This is a genomic window from Kribbella sp. NPDC050459, assembly GCF_040655315.1.
GTDB lineage: Bacteria > Actinomycetota > Actinomycetes > Propionibacteriales > Kribbellaceae > Kribbella.
The window spans coordinates 111,078-133,275 of the sequence record NZ_JBFAJQ010000018.1 but is presented as its reverse complement, the minus strand read 5'-3'; the positions used below and the strand labels follow the sequence as shown (position 1 = coordinate 133,275).

General features: G+C 70.0%; 19 protein-coding genes. 9 read left to right on the top strand and 10 right to left on the bottom strand.

Going from position 1 to position 22,198, the window contains the following annotated elements; all coding sequences use genetic code 11:
* Nucleotides 1-28 precede the first annotated feature (28 nt).
* Nucleotides 29-985 carry a hypothetical protein gene (locus AB0I12_RS38790; protein ID WP_359940189.1) on the top strand — a complete coding sequence of 319 codons (957 nt, stop codon included), beginning with the start codon at nt 29-31 and terminating at the stop codon, nt 983-985.
* A 40-nt stretch (nt 986-1,025) separates the two neighbouring features.
* Here AB0I12_RS38790 and guaD read toward each other — a convergent pair whose 3' ends face one another.
* The 6 genes from guaD to AB0I12_RS38760 all read right to left on the bottom strand — a co-directional run bounded on the left by guaD (nt 1,026) and on the right by AB0I12_RS38760 (nt 10,584).
* Nucleotides 1,026-2,306, bottom strand: a complete 1,281-nt coding sequence (gene guaD, locus AB0I12_RS38785; protein WP_359940186.1) for a guanine deaminase — start codon at nt 2,304-2,306, stop codon at nt 1,026-1,028.
* Nucleotides 2,303-3,226, bottom strand: a complete 924-nt coding sequence (gene xdhC, locus AB0I12_RS38780) for a xanthine dehydrogenase accessory protein XdhC (protein WP_359940183.1) — start codon at nt 3,224-3,226, stop codon at nt 2,303-2,305. The genes guaD and xdhC overlap by 4 nt, the downstream gene beginning before the upstream one ends.
* The gene (gene xdhB, locus AB0I12_RS38775; RefSeq protein ID WP_359940180.1) at nt 3,214-5,553 is read right to left on the bottom strand and encodes a xanthine dehydrogenase molybdopterin binding subunit; all 2,340 of its coding nucleotides are present in this window, start codon (nt 5,551-5,553) and stop codon (nt 3,214-3,216) included. Before xdhB ends, xdhC begins: the two co-directional genes overlap by 13 nt.
* Complete coding sequence (locus AB0I12_RS38770; RefSeq protein ID WP_359940178.1) at nt 5,550-6,986, bottom strand: FAD binding domain-containing protein; 1,437 nt, start codon at nt 6,984-6,986, stop codon at nt 5,550-5,552. The genes xdhB and AB0I12_RS38770 overlap by 4 nt, the downstream gene beginning before the upstream one ends.
* On the bottom strand, nt 6,983-8,908 hold the full coding sequence (gene uraD / locus AB0I12_RS38765) for a 2-oxo-4-hydroxy-4-carboxy-5-ureidoimidazoline decarboxylase (RefSeq protein ID WP_359940176.1): 1,926 nt from the start codon (nt 8,906-8,908) through the stop codon (nt 6,983-6,985). The genes AB0I12_RS38770 and uraD overlap by 4 nt, the downstream gene beginning before the upstream one ends.
* Before the next feature lie 143 nt (nt 8,909-9,051).
* Nucleotides 9,052-10,584 (bottom strand): helix-turn-helix domain-containing protein, encoded by a 1,533-nt coding sequence (locus tag AB0I12_RS38760; RefSeq protein WP_359940173.1) that lies wholly within the window; start codon nt 10,582-10,584, stop codon nt 9,052-9,054.
* A 267-nt stretch (nt 10,585-10,851) separates the two neighbouring features.
* On the opposite strand from AB0I12_RS38760, the gene AB0I12_RS38755 reads away from it, so the two are divergent.
* Genes AB0I12_RS38755 through AB0I12_RS38730 form a run of 6 tightly spaced genes read left to right on the top strand, consistent with a single transcriptional unit; the run spans nt 10,852 to nt 17,686 of the window.
* Complete coding sequence (locus AB0I12_RS38755) at nt 10,852-11,664, top strand: TIM barrel protein (RefSeq protein ID WP_359940170.1); 813 nt, start codon at nt 10,852-10,854, stop codon at nt 11,662-11,664.
* A 28-nt stretch (nt 11,665-11,692) separates the two neighbouring features.
* Nucleotides 11,693-12,619 (top strand): 2-hydroxy-3-oxopropionate reductase, encoded by a 927-nt coding sequence (locus tag AB0I12_RS38750; protein WP_359940167.1) that lies wholly within the window; start codon nt 11,693-11,695, stop codon nt 12,617-12,619.
* The gene (gene gcl / locus AB0I12_RS38745) at nt 12,619-14,394 is read left to right on the top strand and encodes a glyoxylate carboligase (protein WP_359940164.1); all 1,776 of its coding nucleotides are present in this window, start codon (nt 12,619-12,621) and stop codon (nt 14,392-14,394) included. Before AB0I12_RS38750 ends, gcl begins: the two co-directional genes overlap by 1 nt.
* 3 nt (nt 14,395-14,397) lie before the next feature.
* Nucleotides 14,398-15,537: a glycerate kinase gene (locus AB0I12_RS38740; protein WP_359940161.1), complete on the top strand. Its 1,140-nt coding sequence runs from the start codon at nt 14,398-14,400 to the stop codon at nt 15,535-15,537.
* Nucleotides 15,534-16,874 carry an allantoinase AllB gene (allB, locus tag AB0I12_RS38735; protein ID WP_359940158.1) on the top strand — a complete coding sequence of 447 codons (1,341 nt, stop codon included), beginning with the start codon at nt 15,534-15,536 and terminating at the stop codon, nt 16,872-16,874. The genes AB0I12_RS38740 and allB overlap by 4 nt, the downstream gene beginning before the upstream one ends.
* On the top strand, nt 16,871-17,686 hold the full coding sequence (locus AB0I12_RS38730) for a bifunctional allantoicase/(S)-ureidoglycine aminohydrolase (RefSeq protein ID WP_359940155.1): 816 nt from the start codon (nt 16,871-16,873) through the stop codon (nt 17,684-17,686). Before allB ends, AB0I12_RS38730 begins: the two co-directional genes overlap by 4 nt.
* Here the strand turns inward: AB0I12_RS38730 and AB0I12_RS38725 are convergent.
* Nucleotides 17,676-18,215 carry a GNAT family N-acetyltransferase gene (locus AB0I12_RS38725; RefSeq protein WP_359940152.1) on the bottom strand — a complete coding sequence of 180 codons (540 nt, stop codon included), beginning with the start codon at nt 18,213-18,215 and terminating at the stop codon, nt 17,676-17,678. The genes AB0I12_RS38730 and AB0I12_RS38725 overlap by 11 nt on opposite strands.
* 80 nt (nt 18,216-18,295) lie before the next feature.
* Between AB0I12_RS38725 and AB0I12_RS38720 the strand changes: the two genes are divergently transcribed.
* Complete coding sequence (locus tag AB0I12_RS38720; RefSeq protein ID WP_359940149.1) at nt 18,296-19,063, top strand: SDR family NAD(P)-dependent oxidoreductase; 768 nt, start codon at nt 18,296-18,298, stop codon at nt 19,061-19,063.
* Here the strand turns inward: AB0I12_RS38720 and AB0I12_RS38715 are convergent.
* Entirely contained in the window at nt 19,038-19,829 is a 792-nt protein-coding gene (locus tag AB0I12_RS38715) for an FkbM family methyltransferase (RefSeq protein ID WP_359940146.1), read from the bottom strand. The two genes, AB0I12_RS38720 and AB0I12_RS38715, sit on opposite strands and share 26 nt — an antisense overlap.
* A gap of 147 nt (nt 19,830-19,976) precedes the next feature.
* On the opposite strand from AB0I12_RS38715, the gene AB0I12_RS38710 reads away from it, so the two are divergent.
* Nucleotides 19,977-20,303, top strand: coding sequence for a hypothetical protein (locus AB0I12_RS38710; RefSeq protein WP_359940143.1), 327 nt, complete (start codon nt 19,977-19,979; stop codon nt 20,301-20,303).
* Between the two features lie 97 nt (nt 20,304-20,400).
* On the opposite strand, the gene AB0I12_RS38705 is transcribed toward AB0I12_RS38710, so the two are convergent.
* Together AB0I12_RS38705 and AB0I12_RS38700 are read right to left on the bottom strand one after the other, a co-directional pair.
* The gene (locus AB0I12_RS38705; RefSeq protein ID WP_359940140.1) at nt 20,401-21,192 is read right to left on the bottom strand and encodes an ABC transporter permease; all 792 of its coding nucleotides are present in this window, start codon (nt 21,190-21,192) and stop codon (nt 20,401-20,403) included.
* Nucleotides 21,189-22,130: an ATP-binding cassette domain-containing protein gene (locus AB0I12_RS38700; protein WP_359940137.1), complete on the bottom strand. Its 942-nt coding sequence runs from the start codon at nt 22,128-22,130 to the stop codon at nt 21,189-21,191. The genes AB0I12_RS38705 and AB0I12_RS38700 overlap by 4 nt, the downstream gene beginning before the upstream one ends.
* Between the last annotated feature and the right edge of the window lie 68 nt (nt 22,131-22,198).

Genomic DNA, 22,198 nt, shown 5'->3' with positions numbered 1-22,198 from the left:
GGGGTGCGGAACGTGCACCTTCTTGGGCATGAACAGACGACTGGAAGTGATTGCGGCCGAGCGGGGCGGGTGGTTCACGCGCGCGGACGCGCGGGCCGCGGGATACAGCGACGATGAGTTTCGGCAGCGGGTGCGTGGCGGGCAGTGGCTCCGATTGAGCTTCAACTCGTACGTCGACCCGCGCGACTGGCCGGCTGACGAGCCGCCGTGGGAGCGCGCGATCCGGCTGCATCTGCTGAGCGTCCGGATGGCCGGCGCACGACTTCGTGACGTCGTCGTGAGCCATCAATCCGCAACGATGCTGCATGGTCTGCCCGTCTGGGGAACCGATCTGACGAAGGCGCACTTCACCCGCGCTGCCTCGGGACGTGCGCGCAGCGGTCGCGGCATCCGGCTGCATCGCAGCAGCAGCCCGATCGTCGAAGACGAGGTTGTGGAGCTTGGCGGCCTCAGGGTCACGTGCGTCGATCGGGCGATCGTGGAAACCACGTGTACGACGTCGTACGAGGTCGGCGTTGTCCTTGCCGATGCTGCGCTCCGGATGCGCTTGACGACGCGGGACCGGTTGGCCGGCGTCGTACGACGGCACCGGCGCTGGCACGGCTCTCCAGCCGCGGCAGCCGCCGCGCTCTTCGCGAACGCTCTCAGCGAGTCGGTCGGCGAATCGCGTCTCCGCGTCCTGATGGCGAATCAAGGCCTGCCTCCGCCTGAGTTGCAGGTCGAGATCCGGGGCGCCGACGGCCGGCTGATCGGGCGGGTCGACTTCCTGCTCGCGGGCGTGCTCGTCATCGAGTTCGACGGCGCGCTGAAGTACGGCAACACCGCGGACGCCGTACTCGCGGAGAAGTGGCGCGAGGACCGCCTCCGCGAACACGGGTACGGCGTGTTCCGCGTCGGCTGGGCCGACCTCGACCACCCGCGCGACACGGCCGCCCGGATCTGGCAGGCGTTGAAGAGACACGCAGCGGTGTCTGGGAACAGGTAATTGCCTGTTCCCAGACACCGGCGGCTGTCGTCAAGCCCCGTCAGTGGTGCAGGAGGTCGCCGTTGATCCAGACGGCCTGGACGTCGGCGGGGGTGCCTAGGGTGAAGATGCGGGCGAGGGCTTCTTCGGTGTCTTCGGCGTGGGTGATGGCTACGGCCAGGGGGGAGCCTTCCGCGGGTCGGAGGAGTTGGGCGTCGAAGTGCTGGCCGACCGAGAGGTGGCCGACGTGGGGGAGATCCAGGGCTTCGGCGCCGGCTGTCGTGGCGAGGTAGAGCAGGTGGGCTGCGGTGAGCGGTCGGCCTTGGTCGCCGAGGAGTTGCTGGCAGAAGTACGCCTGCAGGCCTTCCTTCAGCAGCGAGAAGCCGGTACCTGCGCCGACGTCCGATCCGAGCGCTACCCGGACCCCGAACTGCAGGTGCCGGGTCAGCGGGAACAGTCCGCTGCCGAGCGCCGCGTTGCTGGTCGGGCAGTGCGCGACCGTCGCGCCGCTGGTGGCCAGCGTCTTCAGCTCGACGTCTGTCGGGTGCACGTTGTGCGCGAGGACGGTACGCCGGTCCACCAGGCCGTGCCGGTCGTACGTCGTCACGTAGTCGCAGCCCCCGAACAGGTCGGCGACCGACGCGATCTCGGCCTCGTTCTCGTTCACGTGCGAGGTGAACAGCGCGCCGGGGATCGCCTCCATCAGCTCCTGGCAGGTCGCGAGCAGTTCGTCGGTGCACGACAGCGAGAACCGCGGCGTCACGGCGTACCGGTTGCGGCCGGCGCCGTGCCAGCGGTTCGCGAGCGCGAGCGACTCGGCGTACGCGCGGACCGGTGTGGTGAGCAGTTCCGGCCGTAGCAGCCGGTCGCTGAGCACCAGACCGCTCGTCACCCGCAGGCCGACCTCGGACGCGGCGCCGAACAGCGCGTCGACGGCGTCGGTGTAGTGCGCGCCGAAGACGAGCGCCGACGTCGTACCGGCGGCCGCGAGCCCGCGGACGAACTCGTTCGCCACACCGGTGGCGTAGTCCACGTCGGCCATCCGCGCCTCCTCGGGCAGCGCGTACCGGTCGAGCCACTCGAGCAGCGGCAGCCCGAGACCGCCGACCGCGCGAATCTGCGGGAAGTGCACGTGGGTATCGACGAATCCGGGCAGTACGACGCCGTCGCGCAGGTCCACGACCTGCTCGGCGGGATGCGCCTGGCGGAGCTCCGTGAACGGGCCCCGGGCAACGATCAGCCCGTCCTCGACCAGCAGCCCCATGTCGCTGCCGACCCGCAGCCCGGCGCCGTCGAACGGGTTCTCCGGCGTGTCGATGAACGTGCCACGATAAAGAGTCATGCCTGTGCCTCACGCTGAGCCGGCGTGGGGCGACGCACGGCAGGACGAGCCGACGCGGGATGCCGGTCGGCGGATTCGGGCCGGGCGGATCGCTCGGCGGATCGGGACGGTGCGGGCGGCCGTTCGGCCGCGAACCGTTGCAGAAGCCACGCGGCCACGCTGACCGCGATCACGGCCGGCTCCTTGCCGGGGAGATTGGGCAGGCCGATCGGTGTGGTGATCCGCGCGATCGCCTCGGGCGGGTTGCCGTCCTCGGCGAGCTTGCGCTGGAACCGCGTCCACTTGGCGCTGGAGCCGATCAGGCCGATCGTCGCGAGGTCCTCCTTGCGGATCGCGGCGTCGCACAGGGCCGCGTCCTCGGCGTGGTCGTGGGTCATGATCACCGCGTGGGTGCCGGGCGGGAGCTCACCGACGACGAGCTCCGGCAGCACCGGCACGTTGTGGACGTGGACGTGCGCGACCGCATCGTCTAGCGCCGACAGCCGCTCGGCCGTCAGCTGGTCGGCCCGGGAGTCGATCAGGTGCAGCTCGAGATCGTGCCGGGCGAGGATCCGCGCGAGCTCCAGGCCGACGTGCCCGACCCCGAAGATCGCCACCGACGGAACCACCGGCAACGGCTCCAGCAACAGCTTCACCTCACCGCCACAGCACTGCACTCCGTGCTGGTACGGCGCCTTGTCGGACAACGCGGCCGTGAGCTCCTCCGGGGTCGTCAGGCTGTCGGCGATCATCTGCCGCGAACGCTCGACCGCCAACGCCTCGAGATTCCCGCCGCCGACCGTCGACCAGACGTTGTCGGCAGCAACAACCATCTTCGCGCCGGCCTCCCGCGGAGCATGTCCTCGCACGGACACCACGGTGACCAGTACGCCGGCCTGCCGTCCGGATCGCAACCGCTGAACGGCTTTCACCCACTCCACGACGCACCTCCCCGGGCCCGATCGACCGCCCAGTACACGGCCTCCGGTGTGGCCGGCGACGGCAGATCCACGCTGGTGCCGGCTGGGCCGAAGGCGGCCGCAGCCTGGCGCAGGGCTTCGCGGACCGAGAACGCCAGCATGAGCGGCGGTTCGCCGACCGCCTTGGAGCCGTAGACGGCGCCCTCTTCGTGCGCCTTCTCCAGCAGCATGACGTTGAAGACCTCGGGCATCTCCGAGAAGCTCGGCAGCTTGTACGTGCTCGCGGCCTGCGTGGACAGCCGCCCGCGCCGATCACCGGAGCTCTCGTCCCAGCGGAGGTCCTCGAGCGTCAGCCAGCCGGCGCCCTGCACGAAACCGCCCTCGATCTGGCCGATGTCGATCAGCGGACTGAGGCTGTCACCGACGTCGTGGACGATGTCGACGCGGCGCAGCGTGTACGCGCCGCTGAACCCGTCCACCTCCACCTCGGCCGCCGCGACGCCGTACGCGAAGTACTTGAACGGCTCGCCGCGCATCGCGTTCGCGTCCCAGTGCAGCCCCTCGGTCCGGTAGAAGCCGGCCGCCCACAGCTGCACGCGCTGGTGATACGCGAGGTTGACCAGCTCGTTCCAGTCCACGCCGTCCCCGGACAGCCCGCGGACGACACCGTCGACGAACCGCACATCCAAAGGGCTGATCCCGAGCTTCCCGCCGGCGACCTGCGCGAGCCGCTCGCGGATCTGCTCGCACGCGTTCTTGATCGCCGCGCCGTTGAGATCGGCACCGGAGGACGCCGCGGTCGCCGAGGTGTTCGGCACCTTGTCGGTCCGCGTCGGAGCCAGCCGTACCCGCGCCAGCGGCACACCCAGCGTGGTCGCCGCGACCTGCAGCATCTTCGTGTGCAGGCCCTGCCCCATCTCGGTGCCGCCGTGGTTGATCAGCACCGACCCGTCCTTGTACACGTGCACCAGCGCGCCCGCCTGGTTGAACGCGGTCAGGTTGAACGAGATCCCGAACTTCACCGGCGTCAGCGCCAGCCCGCGCTTCACATGCTCGTGCGACGCGTTGAACGCCTCCAGCGAGGCCTGCCGCTCGGCAATCTCTCCGTTGGCCAGCACCTGCGACCAGCACGACTCGAGCCGATCCGCGTGCCGGACCGGCTGCCCGTACGGCGTGGAGTCGCCCGGCTGGTAGAAGTTCCGCCGGCGCAACTCCGCCGCGTCGTACCCGAGCAGCGGCGCGCACCGGCCGAGGATGTCCTCGATCACCAGCATCCCCTGCGGTCCGCCGAACCCGCGGAACGCGGTCTGCGACGTCTTGTTGGTCTTCGCGATCCGGCCGTCGACCCGGACGTGCGGGACTTCGTACGCGTTGTCGATGTGGCACATCGCCCGCGCCAGGACCGGCTCCGACAGGTCGAGGCTCCAGCCGCCGTCGGCGGTCAGCGTCGCGTCGAGCGCGACCAGCTTGCCGTCGGCCCCGAAGCCGACGGTCCACGAGCTGTGGAACCCGTGCCGCTTCCCCGACATCGTCATGTCCTGTGTGCGGTTCAGCCGCAACCGCACCGGCCGGCCGGTGAGTGTCGCGCCCAGCGCGGCGATCGCGGCGAAGCCGTGCGGCTGCATCTCCTTGCCGCCGAAGCCGCCGCCCATCCGCAGGCACTGCACGGTCACCGAATGGCTGGCCAGCCCGAGCACGTGGGCGACGATTTCCTGCGTTTCCGAGGGATGCTGCGTGCTGGACTGCACGAAGATCTGCCCGTACTCGTCGACCAGCGCCAGCGCCGCATGCGTCTCGAGGTAGAAGTGCTCCTGCCCGGCGAACTCGATCTCGCCGCGGAACACGTGTTCCGCCCCGGCCAGCGCCTGCTCGACGTCGCCGCGCTCCAGGTGCCGGCCGATGCCCTGGAAGCTGTCCGCCTCGATCGCCTCGCGAACGGTCACCAGCGACGGCAGCGGCTCGTACTCGACCTCGACCGCCGACGCCCCCAGCCGCGCGGCCTCCAGCGTCTCGCCGAGCACCCAGCACACCGCATGCCCGTTGAACATCACCTCACCCGGGAACAGCGGCTCGTCGTGCTTGACGCCCGCGTCGTTCACCCCCGGTACGTCGTCCGCCGTCAGCACGCGGACCACACCGGGTACGTCGTACGCCGGCTTCACGCGCAACGCGGTGACCCGGGCATGGGCGTGCGGCGACTGCACCGGCCACGCGTGCAGTACGTCGCGGGTGCGCATCACCAGATCGTCCGTGTACAAGGCCGCACCAGTCACATGCAGCGCGGCACTCTCGTGCGGCATCGGTACGCCGACCACGGCCGCGGCGGGCCGTTCAGACAACGAGCTCATGCGCCGACCCCCTGGAAGTAGAAGCGCAACAAGGACTGGCCGAGCATCGCGGAGCGGTACGACGAACTCGCGCGGTGATCGTCCATCGGCGTACCCTCGGCCGCCATCACGGCGGCGACGGTCCGCACGGTCTCCTCGGTCCACGGCCGGCCGATCAGCGCCGCCTCCGTCTCGCGGGCGCGCAGCGGGGTCGCCGCGACACCGCCCAGCCCGATCTTCGCGTCCCGGACGATGCCGTCGGCGACGTCGACGGCGTACCCGATCGCGACGCTCGAGATGTCGTCGAAGCGCCGCTTGGCGATCTTGTGGAACGCGCTCATCGGTGCCAAGGGCAACGGAATGACGATCGTCCGGATCAGCTCGTCCGGCGCCTTCACGGTCTGCCGGTAGCCGGTGAAGTACTCCGCCAGCGGCACCTGCCGCTCGCCCCGGCTGGATGCGAGAACCAGCTCCGCATCCAGTGCGAGGAGTGCGGGTGGAGTGTCTCCGATCGGTGATCCGGTCCCCAGGTTCCCGCCGATCGTCGCGCCGTTGCGGATCAGGCGTGAGGCGAACTGCGGGAAGAGCTGGTCGAGGAGCGGGATCCGCCCGGCCAGCCGCCGTTCGATCTCGGTCAGCGTGAGCGCCGCGCCGATCCGCACCTCGTCGTCGCCGAACGAGAACTCCCGCAGCTCTTCCAGCCGGTCGATCGCGATGGTCAGCGGCGGGCGGTCACCGAAGATGTTCACCTGCACACCGAGATCGGTCGAACCGGCAACGACCACCGCATCGTCCCGATCGCCCAGCACCGCGAGCGCCTGGTCGAGTGAAGCCGGGCGGATGAACTCTCCTTCCGGAGACACCATGCCGGTCGGCGCCGGCGCGGGCGGCGGTGTGTCACGGCGTACGGCGAGCGCGTCGTTCTCCGCAGGCGTGTCCAACGCGTAGGCCGCGTCCCGGATCGGGCGGTAACCCGTGCACCGGCACAGGTTCCCGCTCAACGCATGCAGATCGAACCCGTTCGCGCCATGCTCGTGGTCACCTTCACCACAAGCTCGACCGGGTCGGTAGTACTCGGCGGCCATGCTGCAGATGAAACCGGGGGTGCAGAAGCCGCACTGGGAGCCGCCGCGGACGGCCATCTCCTGCTGGACGGGGTGCAGCTCGGACGGCGTGCCCAGGCCTTCCGCCGTCATCAGCTCCTGGCCGTCCAGCGAGGCGACCGGGAGGAGGCACGCGTTGACTGCGGTCCACTCGGTCTCTGAGTCGATGCCGGGGCGGGCGACGAGGACGGAACAGGCACCGCACTCGCCCTCCGCGCATCCCTCCTTGGCGCCGGTCAGGCCGCGGTCGCGCAGCCAGTCCAGAACCGTCGTGTGCACGGAGACCGCGCCGATCGCGGTGAGTTCGCCGTTCACCGTCAAGGCGGGGGCGCGCAGGGCTTGGGTAGTCATCGGTTGGTGCTCCATCGGGTGCGTGCGCTGTGGATCGGGTTGGCGTCGGAGACGAAGTCGTCGAACCGGTAGCCGGCGATCTTCGCGATCTCGAGCAGGGCGGCGGCGTGTTCCTGGTTCTCGCAGTTCCCGAGCCGTTCCCGGCCCTGCTCGACGATCCGCTCGTACGACTCGGCGTCGCGGACCGAGATCACCAGCGGGAACCCGAACCGGTCCTCGTACGCCGAGGTGATCGCGGTCAGCTCGTCGCGCTCGGGGTCGCCGAGGAACGTCAGGCCCTTGTCGGACTGGTCCCGCAGCGACGCCTCGCCGCTGAGGCCGTCGGCGACGAACTGCGAGCCCAGCCGCGGGTACGCCTGGATGAGTTCACGCTGCTCGTCGCGGGAGCCCGAGAACAGCGCCTCCTGGAAGGACCGGCGCAGCGCGTGCGTGTCGGCGTACGGCCGCATCTCCCAGGCCCGCTCGACGGCCCAGCGCGGACCTTGGAACAGCGGACCGAACGTCTCGACGAATTCCTCGCGGGTCATCTCGTTCACCTGGTCGAGCCGGACCGTGTCACCCGGCTGCCCCGCCACCGCGGGCCCGAAGTTCTTGCCGACGTGGTGGAACAGGATGTTCAGGCCGATCGCGGTCAGGCTGCCGAGCGTGATGCCGCTGCCGAAGATGATCTCGGCCCAGTTCGGTACGGCCTGCGCGACCTGCGGCTGCGCGGTCACGTACATCGCCAGCCCGACGCTGGTCGCGACGATCACGACGTTGCGGTGGTCGTGGAAGTCGACCTTCGCGAGCGTCTGGAACCCGACCACGGCCACGGTCGCGAACATCGCCAGCGCCGCGCCGCCGAGCACCGGATGCGGTACGCCGGCCACGATCGCGCCGGCCTTCGGCACCAGACCGATCAGGATCATGATCGCGCCCGCGGCCGCGACCACCCAGCGGCTGCGGACCCGGGTCAGCCGGACCAGGCCGACGTTCTCCGCGAAGCAGGTGTACGGGAACGAGTTGAAGACGCCGCCGATCGTGGTGGCCAGGCCGTCGGCCCGCAGCGCCCGGGCGATGTCCTCGCGGCCGACCCGCTTCTCGACGATCTCGCCGGTCGCGAACACGTCGCCGGTGGTCTCCACCGCGGTGATCAGCATGACCACGACCATCGAGATGATGGCCGCGACCGAGAACTTCGGCCAGCCGAAGTAGAACGGCGTGGTCACCCCGGCCCAGGCCGCGTCGCCGACCGCACCGAAATGCGCGTCTCCGAACGCCCAGGCGACCAGCGTCCCGACGACCAGGCCGATCAGGACGGCGATGGTCGCCATGAAGCCCTTGAACACCCGCTGGATCAGGACGATCAGCGCCAGCGTGCCGAGTGCGTACGCCATGTTCTTGCCGCTGGTCGGCGCGGCGCTCGGGCCGGCGCCGCCGACCGCGTCCCCGGCCGCGACCGGCAGCAGCGCCAGGCCGATGATCGTGATCACCGACCCGGTCACCACCGGCGGGAAGAACCGGATCAGCCGGCTGAAGTACGGCGCGATGAAGAAAGTGGCCAGGCCCGCGACCAGGACGGCGCCGTAGATCACCAGCAGCCCGTCGGTGCCGCCGCCGGCCGCGAGGCCGATCGCGATCATCGGCGAGACCGCCGTGAACGTCACGCCCTGCAGCAACGGCAGCCGGACGCCGACCTTCCAGAAGCCGACCGACTGGATGATCGACGCGATGCCGCAGGTGAACAGGTCGGCGTTGATCAGGTGGATGAGTTGCTCGGTGCTGAGCCCGATCGCACTGGCGAGCAGGATCGGTACGATCACCGCCCCGGCGTAGAACGCCAGTACGTGCTGAGCGCCGTACACCGCGAGCTTCGCAGGCGGCAGCACCTGGTCGACGGGGTGGCGGTTGGTATGGCGGCTCGGTCGCAGGACTGCCTTCATCGGGGACACGCTCCTCGGCTGCTTTGGGGCGGTGCGGGGATTTGACCTGCACCTGAGCATCGGCTCACCGGGGTACGGATTGCACCCGGTGAACCTCCGAAGATGAACGGCCGGAGAACGGTCCGTTTTGTGCGATCACACAACTACAGCGATTTGAGCGCGAGGAACACGTCCACCCGGTCCTCGAGGCTCGACAGATCGCGTCCGGTCAGTTGCTCAACGCGTTCGATCCGGTAGCGAACGGTGTTGACGTGCAGGTGCAGCGACTCCGCCGTCCGCGTCCAGGAGCACGAGCAGGCGAGGAACGCCTGCAGCGTCGTGAGCAGGTCGGCGTGGGTCCGGCGGTCGTGGTCGAGGACCGCTCCGAGGACGCGGTGGCTGTAGGTACGGCGTACGTCGTCCGGCAACGTGGCGAGCAGCAGGACGTGCGAGGCGACCTCGTCCGAAGTGACCACCGACACGGGCGCTCGCGCGGCACCTGCCGCCCGCTGCGCGAACCTGGCCTCCTCGAGCGCGCCGGCGAGTGCGTCGACCGCCGTCTCGCCGCTGATCCCGACCGCGAGGCGTGCCCGGTTGAGGCCCGGGGCGAGGCGGCCGAAGGCCCGGCGCAGGTGCTCCGGGAGGCCCGGCGCGAACGGCAGGAATCCGACGAGCAGCCCGTCCCGCCCAGGGGCGACCACGGCCGGGCCGACCGTCAGCGCGACATCCTCCAGCAGGCTCAGGGCGACCTCGCTCGGGCCGTCGTCGCGTAGCTCGGCCACCGCCACGACCATCGGCCGCTCGGAGTGCGCGCCGGCCTGCCGCAGCCGGGCGGCGACCTCGGTCAGCGGAGCGCCCGACTCGACCATGGCCAGCGCGTCCGCCACCAACGGGCGCAGTGCGCGGCGGCCCTCGTCGCGCCGGGCCCGGTCCAGGGCAGCGATCGCGCACAGCTCGTGCACCGCCTCGACGTGATCGCCGGACCATTCGTGGTGGTCGCCCTCGATCACCAGCACCCACGCGGTCAGCCGGTTGCCGAGCCCGGATCCGACCGGGAACAGGCTGTACGACGCGTCGATCGTCATCGCCACGGCCGGTGTCCGGTCCGCGGTCAGGAACTTGCGGGTGACCGCGTCGACCGCGGCCGCGTCGAGCTCGCCCGGCCCGGGAACGACGTGCCGCCCGGTCGGGGTCAGCACCCGGCAGTCATGCCCGATCTCGGCGGAGATCCGCGCCGCCAGCTCGTCGAGGCTCCGCCCGGCGGCGATCGACGACAGCAGCTGCCGCTGGCGTACCAGGCTGGCCGACAACCGCGCGCCGGTCTCGGCCGATCCCGCCGCCGCGACGTACTCCGTGACGTCGGCGAACGCGATCTCGATCGGGACCTCGACCAGGGTCACGTCGTGCCGTCGGCAGGCCTCCACGAGATCTGCTGGGACGTCGCCCAGCTGCGCCTTCCCGGCCAGGATCGTGGTCGCTCCGCGACCGGCCATCGACGCCACGAACACCTCGCTGTCGGCGGCCTGCCGGCGCCAGACCAGCCCGGTCAGGACCACCTCGCCGCCGCTCAGGTACCGCCCGGGCTCGAGCAGGTCGGTGGTCACCAGCCGCCCGATCGGCCGATCCGGCATGCCGGCTCCGGAGTACAGCAACCGCAGCCCCAGCTCGGGCGCGTCCAGCAACTCCGCCAGCAACACGTCATACCTCCCGTTTAGAGGAAAGTACAACGCGCGCGCCCGCGTAGGACAGCCCTTCCGCGCCCCCGGCCCCTCGCCCAGCCGGCATTTCCGAGGTTAACCGCGCGGGTTGCCCCTTCACCCGTCGCATGCCAGGGGTGAAGGGGCAACGGCGGTGGTTAACCACTCAAACGGCTCCGGGCAGCGCCTTGACGGGTGGTGGGTGTGAGCTTATGGTCATTTCGCAGAACAGAAATCAAGTTCCACAATGCGGAAGTTGGAGTCGGGATGAGTCACCAGCTGAAGTACACGGTGAACTGTTCTTTGCTCTTCACCGAGTTGCCTCTGCTCGAGCGGCCGGCCGCCGCGCGCCGGGCCGGGTTCAGCGCGGTGGAGTTCTGGTGGCCGTTCGTCGAGGCTGTCCCGCCGGACCGCCAGGTCGACGCGTTCGTCAGCGCGGTCACCGACGCCGGCGTCCGCCTGACCGGCCTCAACTTCTTCGCCGGCGACATGCCGGGCGGCGACCGCGGCCTGGTGTCCTGGCCGAAGCGGTCCGGCGAGTTCCGCGACAACCTCGACGTCACCGTCGGCATCGGCGAGCGACTCGGCGCCCAGGGCTTCAACGCCCTGTACGGGAACCGTGTCGAGGGCAGCACGGCGCAGGAGCAGGACGACATCGCCGTCGAGAACCTCGCGCTCGCCGCCAAGGCCGCCGCGCGGATCGGCGCCACGGTCCTCGTCGAGCCGGTCAGCGGCGCGGAGCGCTACCCGCTGAAGATCGCGGCCGACGCGCTGGACGTGATCGACCGCGTCCAGGCGGCGTACGACGTACCGAACGTCGGGCTACTCGCGGACCTCTACCACCTGGCGGTCAACGGCGACGACGTCGACCAGGTGATCGCCGAGTACACCGGCCGGATCGCCCACGTACAGATCGCCGACCACCCGGGCCGCAACGAGCCCGGCACCGGCACGCTCCCGCTCGACCACCAGCTGTCCGCCCTCGAGGCGAACGGTTACACCGGCTCGGTCGGGCTCGAGTACAAGCCGTCCACCACCTCAGACGCAAGCTTCGGCTGGCTGCCGTTCGAGCGCCGCTGATCCCCGCTCCCTCACCTTCCTTCTCTCTTTGTCTTTCTTTCTCGCCGGCCACGCATTCCAGGAGTACGACATGACCAACATCGCCTTCATCGGCCTCGGCATCATGGGCAACCCGATGGCCGTCCACCTCGCCAACGCCGGCCACACCGTCGCCGGTCTGGACCGTACGCCGGAGCGCGCGGAGGCCCTGGTCGCCGCCGGCGGCCGCGCCGCGACCTCGCTCGCCGACGCGGTCAAGGGCGCCGACGTGATCTGCGTGATGGTGCCCGACTCGCCTGACGTCCAGGACGTGCTCGAGGGTGAGGACGGCGTCTTCCAGCTGGCCGAGACCGGCACACTGATCATCGACTTCTCCAGCATCCGGCCGGACGTCACGCAGCAGCTCGCCGAGCAGGCGCGGGCGAACGGCTTCCGGCTGCTCGACGCCCCGGTCTCCGGCGGCGAAGCGGGCGCCAAGAACGCCGCGCTGTCGATCATGGTCGGCGGCGACGCGGACGACTTCGCCGTGGCCAAGCCGCTGTTCGACGTCGTCGGCAAGACCGTCGTGCACGTCGGCCCGAGCGGGTCCGGCCAGACGGTCAAGGCCGCCAACCAGCTGATCGTCGCCGCGAACATCCAGGCCGTCTCCGAGGCCGTCGTCTTCCTGGAGGCGTACGGCGTCGACACCAAAGCCGCGCTCGAGGTCCTGGGCGGTGGGCTGGCCGGATCCACCGTGCTGAACCAGAAGAAGGAGAACATGCTGTCGCGCTCCTTCGAGCCCGGGTTCCGGATCGACCTGCACCACAAGGACATGGGGATCGTCACCGCGGCCGCTCGCGAGGCTGGTGTCGTCGTACCGCTCGGCGCACTGGTGGCGCAGCTGGTCGCGTCGGCCCGGGCGAACGGCGACGGCGGCCTCGACCACTCCGCGCTGCTCCGCGGCGTGGAGCGCCTGTCCGGCAAGGTGGTCGGCTGATGACCCGCATGCGCGCGGTCGACGCCGCCGTACTGATCCTGGAGAAGGAAGGCTCGACGCAGGCGTTCGGGCTGCCCGGCGCCGCGATCAACCCGTTCTACAGTGCGATCCGTGCGCACGGCGGGATCAAGCACGTACTCGCCCGCCACGTCGAGGCCGCGTCGCACATGGCCGAGGGCTACACCCGGGCCCGCGCCGGCAACATCGGCGTCTGCATCGGTACGTCGGGACCGGCCGGAACCGACATGATCACCGGGCTGTACTCCGCCGCCGCGGACTCGATCCCGATCCTGTGCATCACCGGCCAGGCGCCGGTCGCGAAGCTGCACAAGGAGGACTTCCAGGCCGTCGATATCGCCTCGATCGCCAAGCCGGTCGCGAAGTGGGCGGTCACCGTGATGGAGGCCGCGCAGGTCCCGGGCACCTTCCAGAAGGCGTTCCAGGTGATGCGCGAAGGCCGGCCGGGGCCGGTGCTGATCGACCTGCCGCTGGACGTGCAGCTCGCCGAGATCGACTTCGACATCGACACCTACGAGCCGCTTCCGGTCTCGCGTCCGGCGGCGACCCGAGCGCAGGCGGAGAAGGTGCTGTCCTTCCTCGCCGCCGCCGAGCGGCCGCTGATCGTGGCCGGCGGCGGAATCATCAACGCCGACGCGTCGGACCTGCTGGTCTCTTTCGCCGAGATCACCGGGATTCCCGTCGTACCGACGCTGATGGGCTGGGGTGCGATCGCCGACGACCACCCGCTGAGCGCGGGCATGGTCGGGCTGCAGACGTCGCACCGGTACGGGAACGCGACCATGCTCGCCTCGGACGTGGTCCTGGGGATCGGCAACCGGTGGGCGAACCGGCACACCGGCGGGCTGGATGTGTATCGGGGCTCGCGCAAGTTCATTCACGTGGACATCGAGCCGACGCAGATCGGGCGGGTGTTCGCACCGGACTACGGGGTCGTGTCGGACGCGCGCGCGGCGCTGGAGGTCTTCGTCGAGGTGGCGCGCGAGTGGGCCGCCGCCGGACGGTTGCCGGACCGTACGGCATGGGCGGCGGAATGCCGGGAGCGTCGTACGACGCTGCAGCGGAAGACGCACTTCGACGCGGTGCCGATCAAGCCGCAGCGGGTGTACGAGGAGATGAACCGTGCCTTCGGGCCGGACGTGCGGTACGTCAGCACGATCGGGTTGTCGCAGATCCAGGCGGCGCAGATGCTGCACGTGTACCGTCCGCGGCACTGGATCAACGCCGGTCAGGCCGGTCCGCTCGGCTGGACCGTGCCGGCGACGCTCGGGGTCGCGGTCGCGGATCCGGACAGCACGGTGGTCGCGTTGTCGGGTGACTACGACTTCCAGTTCCTGATCGAGGAGCTCGCGGTCGGGGCGCAGTTCAACATCCCGTACATCCACGTGGTGGTGAACAACTCCTACCTCGGCCTGATCCGCCAGGCCCAGCGTGGGTTCGACATGGACTACTGCGTGCAGCTGTCGTTCGAGAACATCAACAGCCCGGAGGTCAACGGGTACGGCGTCGACCACGTGAAGGTCGTCGAAGGCCTCGGTTGCAAGGCGTTGCGGGTCTCCGAGCCGGACGGGATCCTGCCGGCGCTGGAGCAGGCGAAGAAGCTGATGGTCGAGCACCAGGTCCCGATCGTCGTCGAGGTCATCCTGGAGCGGGTCACGAACGTGTCGATGGGTGTCGAGATCGACAACGTCGTGGAGTTCGAGGACCTGGCGATCTCACCCGAGGACGCGCCGACGGCCCTCGCGTTGCTGGACTGACCTGTGCGCGTGGTTGTTGCCTCCGACAAGTTCAAGGGGACGCTGACCAGCGCGGAGGTCGCGGACGCGGTCGGCGCCGGGGTACGACGAGCCTGCCCCGACGCCACCGTGGTCGCAGTCCCGGTCGCCGACGGCGGCGACGGCACCCTCGCCGCCGCCGTCGCGGCCGGCTACACCTTCGTCCCAGTCGTAGCCTCCGGCCCCACCGGCGAGCCAGTGCACTCCGGCTACGCCCGACTGGGCGACACCGCGGTGGTCGAACTGGCCGATGTCTCAGGCCTGGTCCGCCTCCCCGACGGCATACCCGCACCCCTCACCGCCACGTCGTACGGCACCGGCGAGCTGATCGCCGCGGCCGTCGACGCCGGATGCACCCGCATCATCCTCGGCATCGGCGGCAGCGCCTCCACAGACGGCGGCGCCGGCCTGATCGCCGCCCTGGCGGACCTGGGAACACCCGCTGGGGTCTGGGAACAGGCTATTGCTTGTTCCCAGACCCCAGCGCTTGTCGCCGCGAGGCTCCAAGGCGCGCGGTTGGTCGTTGCTTGTGATGTGGACAATCCGTTGACCGGGCCTTGGGGTGCGGCGGCTGTGTACGGGCCGCAGAAGGGGGCTACGCCGGAGCAGGTCGTGGAGCTGGACGCTCGCCTGGGGCGCTGGGCCGATGCGGTCGCTGACTGGACCGGCGCGGACCTCCGCGACATATCGGGCGCCGGGGCGGCCGGTGGGGTCGGCTTCGCCGCGCTGGCACTGCTGGGTGCCGAACTCAGGCCCGGCATCGACCTGGTGCTGGAGATGGTGCGCTTCCGCGAACAGTTCGCCGACGCGGATCTCGTCGTCACCGGCGAAGGGGCCTTGGACGAACAAACGCTGCACGGCAAGGCAGTTGCCGGCGTAGCGGCCGCTGCCGGCCGGCTGGGTCGCGACGGCGCGGGAATCCCGGTCGTCGCGGTCTGCGGTGTGAACCGCCTGCAGCGCGACAAACTCCAGAAGATCGGCGTAGCGGCGGCCTACGCACTGACCGACCTGGAGCCTGACGTCAGCAGATGCATCGCCGAACCCCGCCCGCTGCTGGAACAGCTCGGCGAACGGATCGCGGTCGACCACCTTACGATGGCACGAAGAGAGAAAGGCATCGCATGAGCGCTCTTGATCTCGTGATTCGGGCCCGCCGCGTGGTGCGACCCGACGGGGAGCGGTCGGCCGCGGTCGGCGTCCGGGACGGGCGGATCGTCGCGATCTCGCCGTACGACGCGGAGCTCGACGCCGCGACCGAGCTGCGTCTCGAGGACGACGAAGTGCTGCTGCCCGGTCTCGTCGACTCCCACGTACACGTCAACGACCCCGGCCGCACCGACTGGGAGGGCTTCACCTCCGCGACGAAGGCGGCCGCGTCCGGCGGTGTCACCACGATCGTCGACATGCCGCTGAACAGCATCCCGCCGACCTGCGACGTGCCGGCGCTGGCGCTGAAGCGCAAGACCGCCGAGACCCAGGCGTACGTCGACGTCGGCTTCTGGGGCGGCGCGATCCCGGGCAACGTCCCCGACCTGCGCCCACTGCACGACGCCGGCGTGTTCGGCTACAAGTGCTTCCTGCTGCACTCCGGCGTCGACGAGTTCCCGCCGCTCGACGCGGACCAACTGGCCGCGGCGATGCGCGAGATCGCCGCGTTCGACGGCCTGCTGATCGTGCATGCCGAGGACGCCCACGCCATCGACGAGGCCACCCCGCCGAACGGCGCCGGCTACCTCGACTTCCTCAACTCGCGGCCGCGCGCCGCGGAGAACGAGGCCGTCACGCAGGTCATCGACCTGGCGAAGACGACCGGCTGCCGCGTCCACATCCTGCACGTCTCCAGCGCCGACGTCCTCCCACTGCTCGCACAAGCCCGCAACGACGGCGTACGGATCAGCGCCGAGACGTGTCCGCACTACCTGAGCTTCACCGCCGAGGACATTCCCGACGGCGCCACGCAGTACAAGTGCTGCCCGCCGATCCGCGAGGCCGCGAACCGCGAGCTGCTGTGGGAAGGCCTGCGCGACGGCACGATCGACCTGGTCGTGTCCGACCACTCGCCGTCGACGATCGACCTGAAGCACCTCGACACCGGCGACTTCGGCACCGCGTGGGGCGGGATCGCGTCCCTCCAGCTCGGCCTGCCCGCCGTCTGGACCGAGGCTCGCCGCCGCGGCTTCACGCTGACCGACGTCGTCCGCTGGATGTCCGCCGCCCCCGCCGCGCAGACCGGCCTGTCCGCGAAGGGCGGCATCGAGATCGGCTACGACGCCGACTTCTGCGTCCTCGCCCCCGACGAGACCTTCGTCGTCGACGCGCGGCAGCTCCAGCACAAGAACGCCATCACGCCGTACGACGGGCGCACGCTGACCGGTGTCGTGCGGAGCACCTGGCTCCGCGGCGTACCCGTCGACCTCGCCGCCGACCCGCGCGGCCGCCTGCTGACCCGAGGAGAACGATGACCTTCTACGCGCCGAAGGGCGGACTGCCCGCGCAGACCGACCTCACCACCGACCGCGCGGTCTTCACCGAGGCGTACGCCGTCCTGCCGCGCGGCACGATGCGGGACATCGTCACCAGCCGGCTGCCGTTCTGGGACGACACCCGCTTGTGGGTGATCGCACGGCCGCTGTCCGGGTTCGCCGAGACGTTCTCGCAGTACATCGTCGAAGTCGCGCCGGGTGGCGGCAGCGACAAGCCCGAGACGGCCCCCGCCGCCGAGGCCGTACTGTTCGTTGTCGCTGGCAACCTTTTGCTGACGGTCGCGGGCGAGAAGCACACGCTGACCGAGGGCGGGTACGCCTACCTGCCGCCCGGCGGCGACTGGACGGTGCGGAACACAAGCGACGCGGCCGTCACGTTCCACCTGGTGCGCAAGGCGTACGAGCGGATCGAGGGCATCGACGTACCGCCGGCGCTCGTCACCAACGAGGCGGACGTCGAGGGCCGGGAGATGCCGGACACGAACGGCGCCTGGAAGACGCAGCGGTTCGTCGACCCGGACGACGTGCGGCACGACATGCACGTCAACATCGTGACGTTCGAGCCGGGCGGGGTGATCCCGTTCCCGGAGACGCACGTGATGGAGCACGGCCTCTACGTCCTCGAAGGCAAGGCGGTCTACCTGCTGAACAAGGACTGGGTCGAGGTGCAGGAAGGCGACTTCATGTGGCTCCGGGCGTTCTGTCCGCAGGCCTGTTACGCGGGTGGGCCCGGCCGCTTCCGGTATCTGCTCTACAAGGACGTCAACCGGCATCCCAAGCTCACGCTCTGACGGTCACCGGGCGCAGCGGAGGTGTCAACGGGTCGGTGATGAGCCGCGCGTGCCGCTCCACGTCGTACCTGTTGCCGTCGTAGGTGAGGCGTTCGCGTTCGACGCCCTCGGGCAGGAACCCGGCAGCGGCCGCGACCGCGCAGGACGCGGGGTTGTTGAGCCGGTGCCCGATCTCGAGCCGGTACAGCCCGGCGTCGTGATGCGCCCAGTCGGCGAGTGCGCGCAGCGCGTCCCGCGCGACTCCCTGGCCGCGGACGTCGGCGAGCGTCCAGTACCAGGTCCAGCCGACCCGGTGCCGGTCGATGTTCGTCACCCCCACGCAGCCGATCGGGTGATCGTCCGCGTCCGCCACGGCGTACACGTGCCCGTTGTCCAGGTCCGCGACCCGCCCGATCCAGTCGACGGCGGACGCGCGGTCCACGATCCCGCCCTGGTGCACCATCTCCGGATCGTCATGCGCCGCCGCCAGCCGCAGCGCGTCACCAGTCCGCCACCGCCGGAGCCCGAGCTCCCCGAGCGCGTATCCCATCCATCGAAAATACTCCTGGACCCGTCCCACCATCCCGTCCTCCGGCGCGTTCCCGGCGCGGCCGGGAGAGGATAGGCCGCATGGCATATCTGGATTTCAGGGATCAGGTCGCGGTGGTCACCGGGGCCAGCAGCGGGATCGGGGCCGCGGCGGCGGTCGGGTTCGCGGAGACGGGGGCCACGGTCGCGCTGCACTACCACCGCAACTCCGACGGTGCGAAGCACACCGTGGGGGCGGTGCAGACGGCCGGCGGTACGGCGTCCTTGCACCAGGCGGACCTCGCGGACCCGAAGGCGGCGGACGCGTTCGTCGACGAGGTGCTCGCGCAGCACGGGCGGATCGACGTCCTGGTCAACAACGCCGGCGACCTGGTGAACCGGTCCGCGATCGCCGAGGTCACCGACGAGGAGTTCCACCGGATCCTGGACGTCAACCTGACCTCGGTGTTCGCGCTCAGCCGGCGGATCGTGCCGGTGCTCCGCGCGCAGGGCGGCGGCTCGATCGTGAACGTGACGTCGATCGCCGGGCGGACCGGCGGCGCCGGCGGGTCGGTCGTCTACGCGACGTCGAAGGGCGCGGTCAGCACCTTCACCCGCGGTCTCGCCAAGGAACTCGCCCCGGAAGGTATCCGTGTGAACGCGATCGCCCCCGGCGTGATCAAGACCCCCTTCCACGACCGCCACACCGCCGACGCCCAGATGCAGGCCATGCTCACCACCATCCCGATGGGCCGGACCGGCACCCCCCACGAATGCGTCGGCACGATCCTCTTCCTGGCCTCCGAGCGGATGTCCTCGTACATCACCGGCCAGATCATCGAGGTCAACGGCGGTCAGCTGACGCCCTGAAGACCGCGTTGTGGTCCAAGACCTCACCGGTCGGCAGGTAACCGAGCTCATCCAGTACGGCGTGCAGCCGCGCGCGCGACTCGAGGCGCTTGTCCTCGACGATCACGACGCGCGGCTGCAACCGCTTGAACGTCCGCGTGCCTCCGGACAGGGCGGCGATCTCGGCGCCTTCGATGTCGAGCTTCACGACATCCAGCCGCTCCAGCCCGCAGGCCCAGTCGTCGAGCCGGACGACAGGCACCTCCTGCACCACCTCGCCGTCGCCGTACAGCGAACGCACCCCCGCGTCCGCCTCGTCGTACCGCCGGTCCGCCCGGAGCATCGCCAGCTCCGGTCGCTCACCGAGCGCCATCGGCACGACCTCCAGCTGTACGCCGTTGCGCGCCGCCGCCGCGCCGAGCTTCGCCACACTGTCCGCGGCCGGCTCGAACGCGATCACCCGCCCACCCCCGAGCTCCTGCAACCGCTTCGCGACAGTCAGGGCATGGACACCGATGTTCGCGCCGACATCCAGCACCACGTCCCCCTGCTGCAGCTCAGCACGCAAGAACCGCCGTACGGCAGGCTCGTACCGTCCCGCGTAATACAGAACAGCCTGCAGGTTGTCCCGCAGATCCAACTCCAGCAGCACCCCTTGCCGTCGTACCTGCACCGTCGACGCCCACCGCGCGGGAATCTTCACCAGCCCCGGATTCACCTCCGCCAACCGCGGCGAGATCCGCAGCGCGACCCGATGCACCCCGGCGTCGGTCAGCCCTTCGACCATGCCAACCGCTCGGGCAACCCGACGGGCGGCGCCGGAGCCCAGCCCACGCTCCGCCGCAGAAGCCAGCCCCCACGCCAGTCGCCGTACGAACCCGTCTCGGACATCCATTCTCAGCCGTTACCCAGGATCACCCCGCATACTCAGTCCATGGGGGACATCAACGTCGAACTACGCCGGTCCGGATTCGCGGAGTGGGGCTTCGAATACGCCAACGATCTTGTGGCGCTGTTGATCCTGGTTCCCCTCACCTTCCTCGGCAACGTGCTGACTCATGTGCTCGTGTTCCGCTGCGGTTGGACGCTGCACGTCTCCGCCGGCGACTACTACTACAAGCAAGTGCGCTACCGCTCGAAGGTCGCCGCCAAGGCCGACATCGAACGACAGCGGGAGCTGGCCGCGGCGATCGCACCGCCGGCTCCCGTCGAGCCGACGCGACTGCCCACACGAGGTGGATCCCTGCGCCGACCCTGGTGACAGCGGACGTCCGCCACTCACTAACCCCCGGCCGGACCACTACGCCACGCTCAGCGGCACAGAGGAACCCGTGGTTAGTGAGTGACGGGCGTCCGGTTCATCGCGACAAGGTCCGGAAGCGGTGGGCAGACAGCGGCAGGAAGATCGCTACCAGCAGGAGCGGGGCGATGAGGGCTGCGACTGCCGCGTTGGTGCCGATCCAGGTAGCGGTGGCTGATGGGTCGGGGTTGCCGAAGAGGGCGCGGGAGGCGGTGGCGGTGGCTGACAGTGGGTTCCACTGGGCGATCGTGCCCAGCCAGGCCGGCATCGTCGACGTGGCGACGAAGGCGCTGGACAGGAAACCGATCGGCCAGACCAGGACCTGCACCATCGTCACGCTCTGCGCGTTCTTGACCGTGAGGCCGATGAAGATGCCGACCCACAGCAAGGCGAACCGCAGCAGCAACAGCAACCCGAACGCGGCCAGTGCCGACGGCAGACCTTCGTGCCATCGCCATCCGAGCACCAGCCCGGTCCCGACCAGGACGGCGAGCGTCACCGCCGAGTCGAGCATGTCGGCGATACAGCGCCCGAGCACCACCGCCGCCGAGCTCATCGGCAGTGACCGGAACCGGTCCGTCACGCCTTTCGAGACATCGGTGGTGACCGCGGTCATCGTGCCTTCGAGCCCGAAGAGCATCGCCAGCGCGAAGATCCCGGGCACGAGCAACTCGTAGTACGACGAACCGGGCGGCTCCATCGCCCCGCCGAGCAGCCCGCCGAACATCAGCAGCATCAGCACCGGGAAGAACCACTGGAAGATCACCAGTCCCGGCTGCATCCGCCAGTGCGTCAAGGTCCGCCGCGCGATCGTCCAGCTGTCCGCGAGCGCCCACCCCAGGCCGTTCATGCGGCCGCCCCGGTCAGGTGCAGGAACACTTCGTCCAGCGTCGGCCTCCGCAACGTGATGTCCTCCGGCTCGATCTTTGCCTCATGCAACGAGTTCGCCAGCTGCACGAGCGCCTTCGTGCGATCCTTCACCGGCACGCTCACCCGGACGTCCTGCACCCGGACCTCCCCGTCCGCCAGCGCCGCGGCGAGCTCCACCACCTGCGGGATCTCGGCCGGATCCGCGAGGACCAGATCCAGCCAGTCCGACCCCAGCCGCGTCTTCAACTCGTCCGGTGTCCCTTCCGCGACGACCTTCCCCGCCTTGAGCATCGAGATCCGGTCCGCCAGCTGGTCCGCCTCCTCCAGGTACTGCGTCGTGAGCAACACCGTCGTACCGCCCGCGACCAGCTGCCGTACGGCGGACCACACCTCGATCCGCGTCGCCGGGTCGAGCCCGGTCGTCGGCTCGTCGACGAACAGCACCCGCGGCGCCACGATCAGACTGGCCGCCAGGTCGAGCCGCCGCCGCATCCCGCCGGAGTACTTGCTCACCGCCTGCCCGGCCGCCTCGGTCAGACCGAACCGCTCCAGCAACTCGTCCGCCCGGCCTTTGGCGTTCCCCAGATGGTTCAGCCGTGCGAACATCACCAGGTTCTGCCGCCCGGTGAGGATCTCGTCCACCGCGGCGTACTGCCCGACCAGTCCGATCCGCCGTCGTACCTCCGCCCCTTGCCGGCGCACGTCGTACCCCGCGATCGTCGCCGTACCGGAATCCATCTCCAGCAGTGTGGACAGGATCCGCACCGCCGTCGTCTTGCCGGCGCCGTTCGGGCCGAGCAGGCCCGTCACCGTGCCGGCCGTGACCTCCAGGTCGAAGCCGTTCAGCCCCGCGCCCTCCGTGCCGCCCCGGTAGTTCTTCCGTACGCCGACGGCCTCGATCACTCGTTCCGTGGTCACTTCCCACCTCTCCGCTCGTTGAGCCGTAGAGTGTACCGTACATTGTACGGCTCAGGTACGATGCAGCC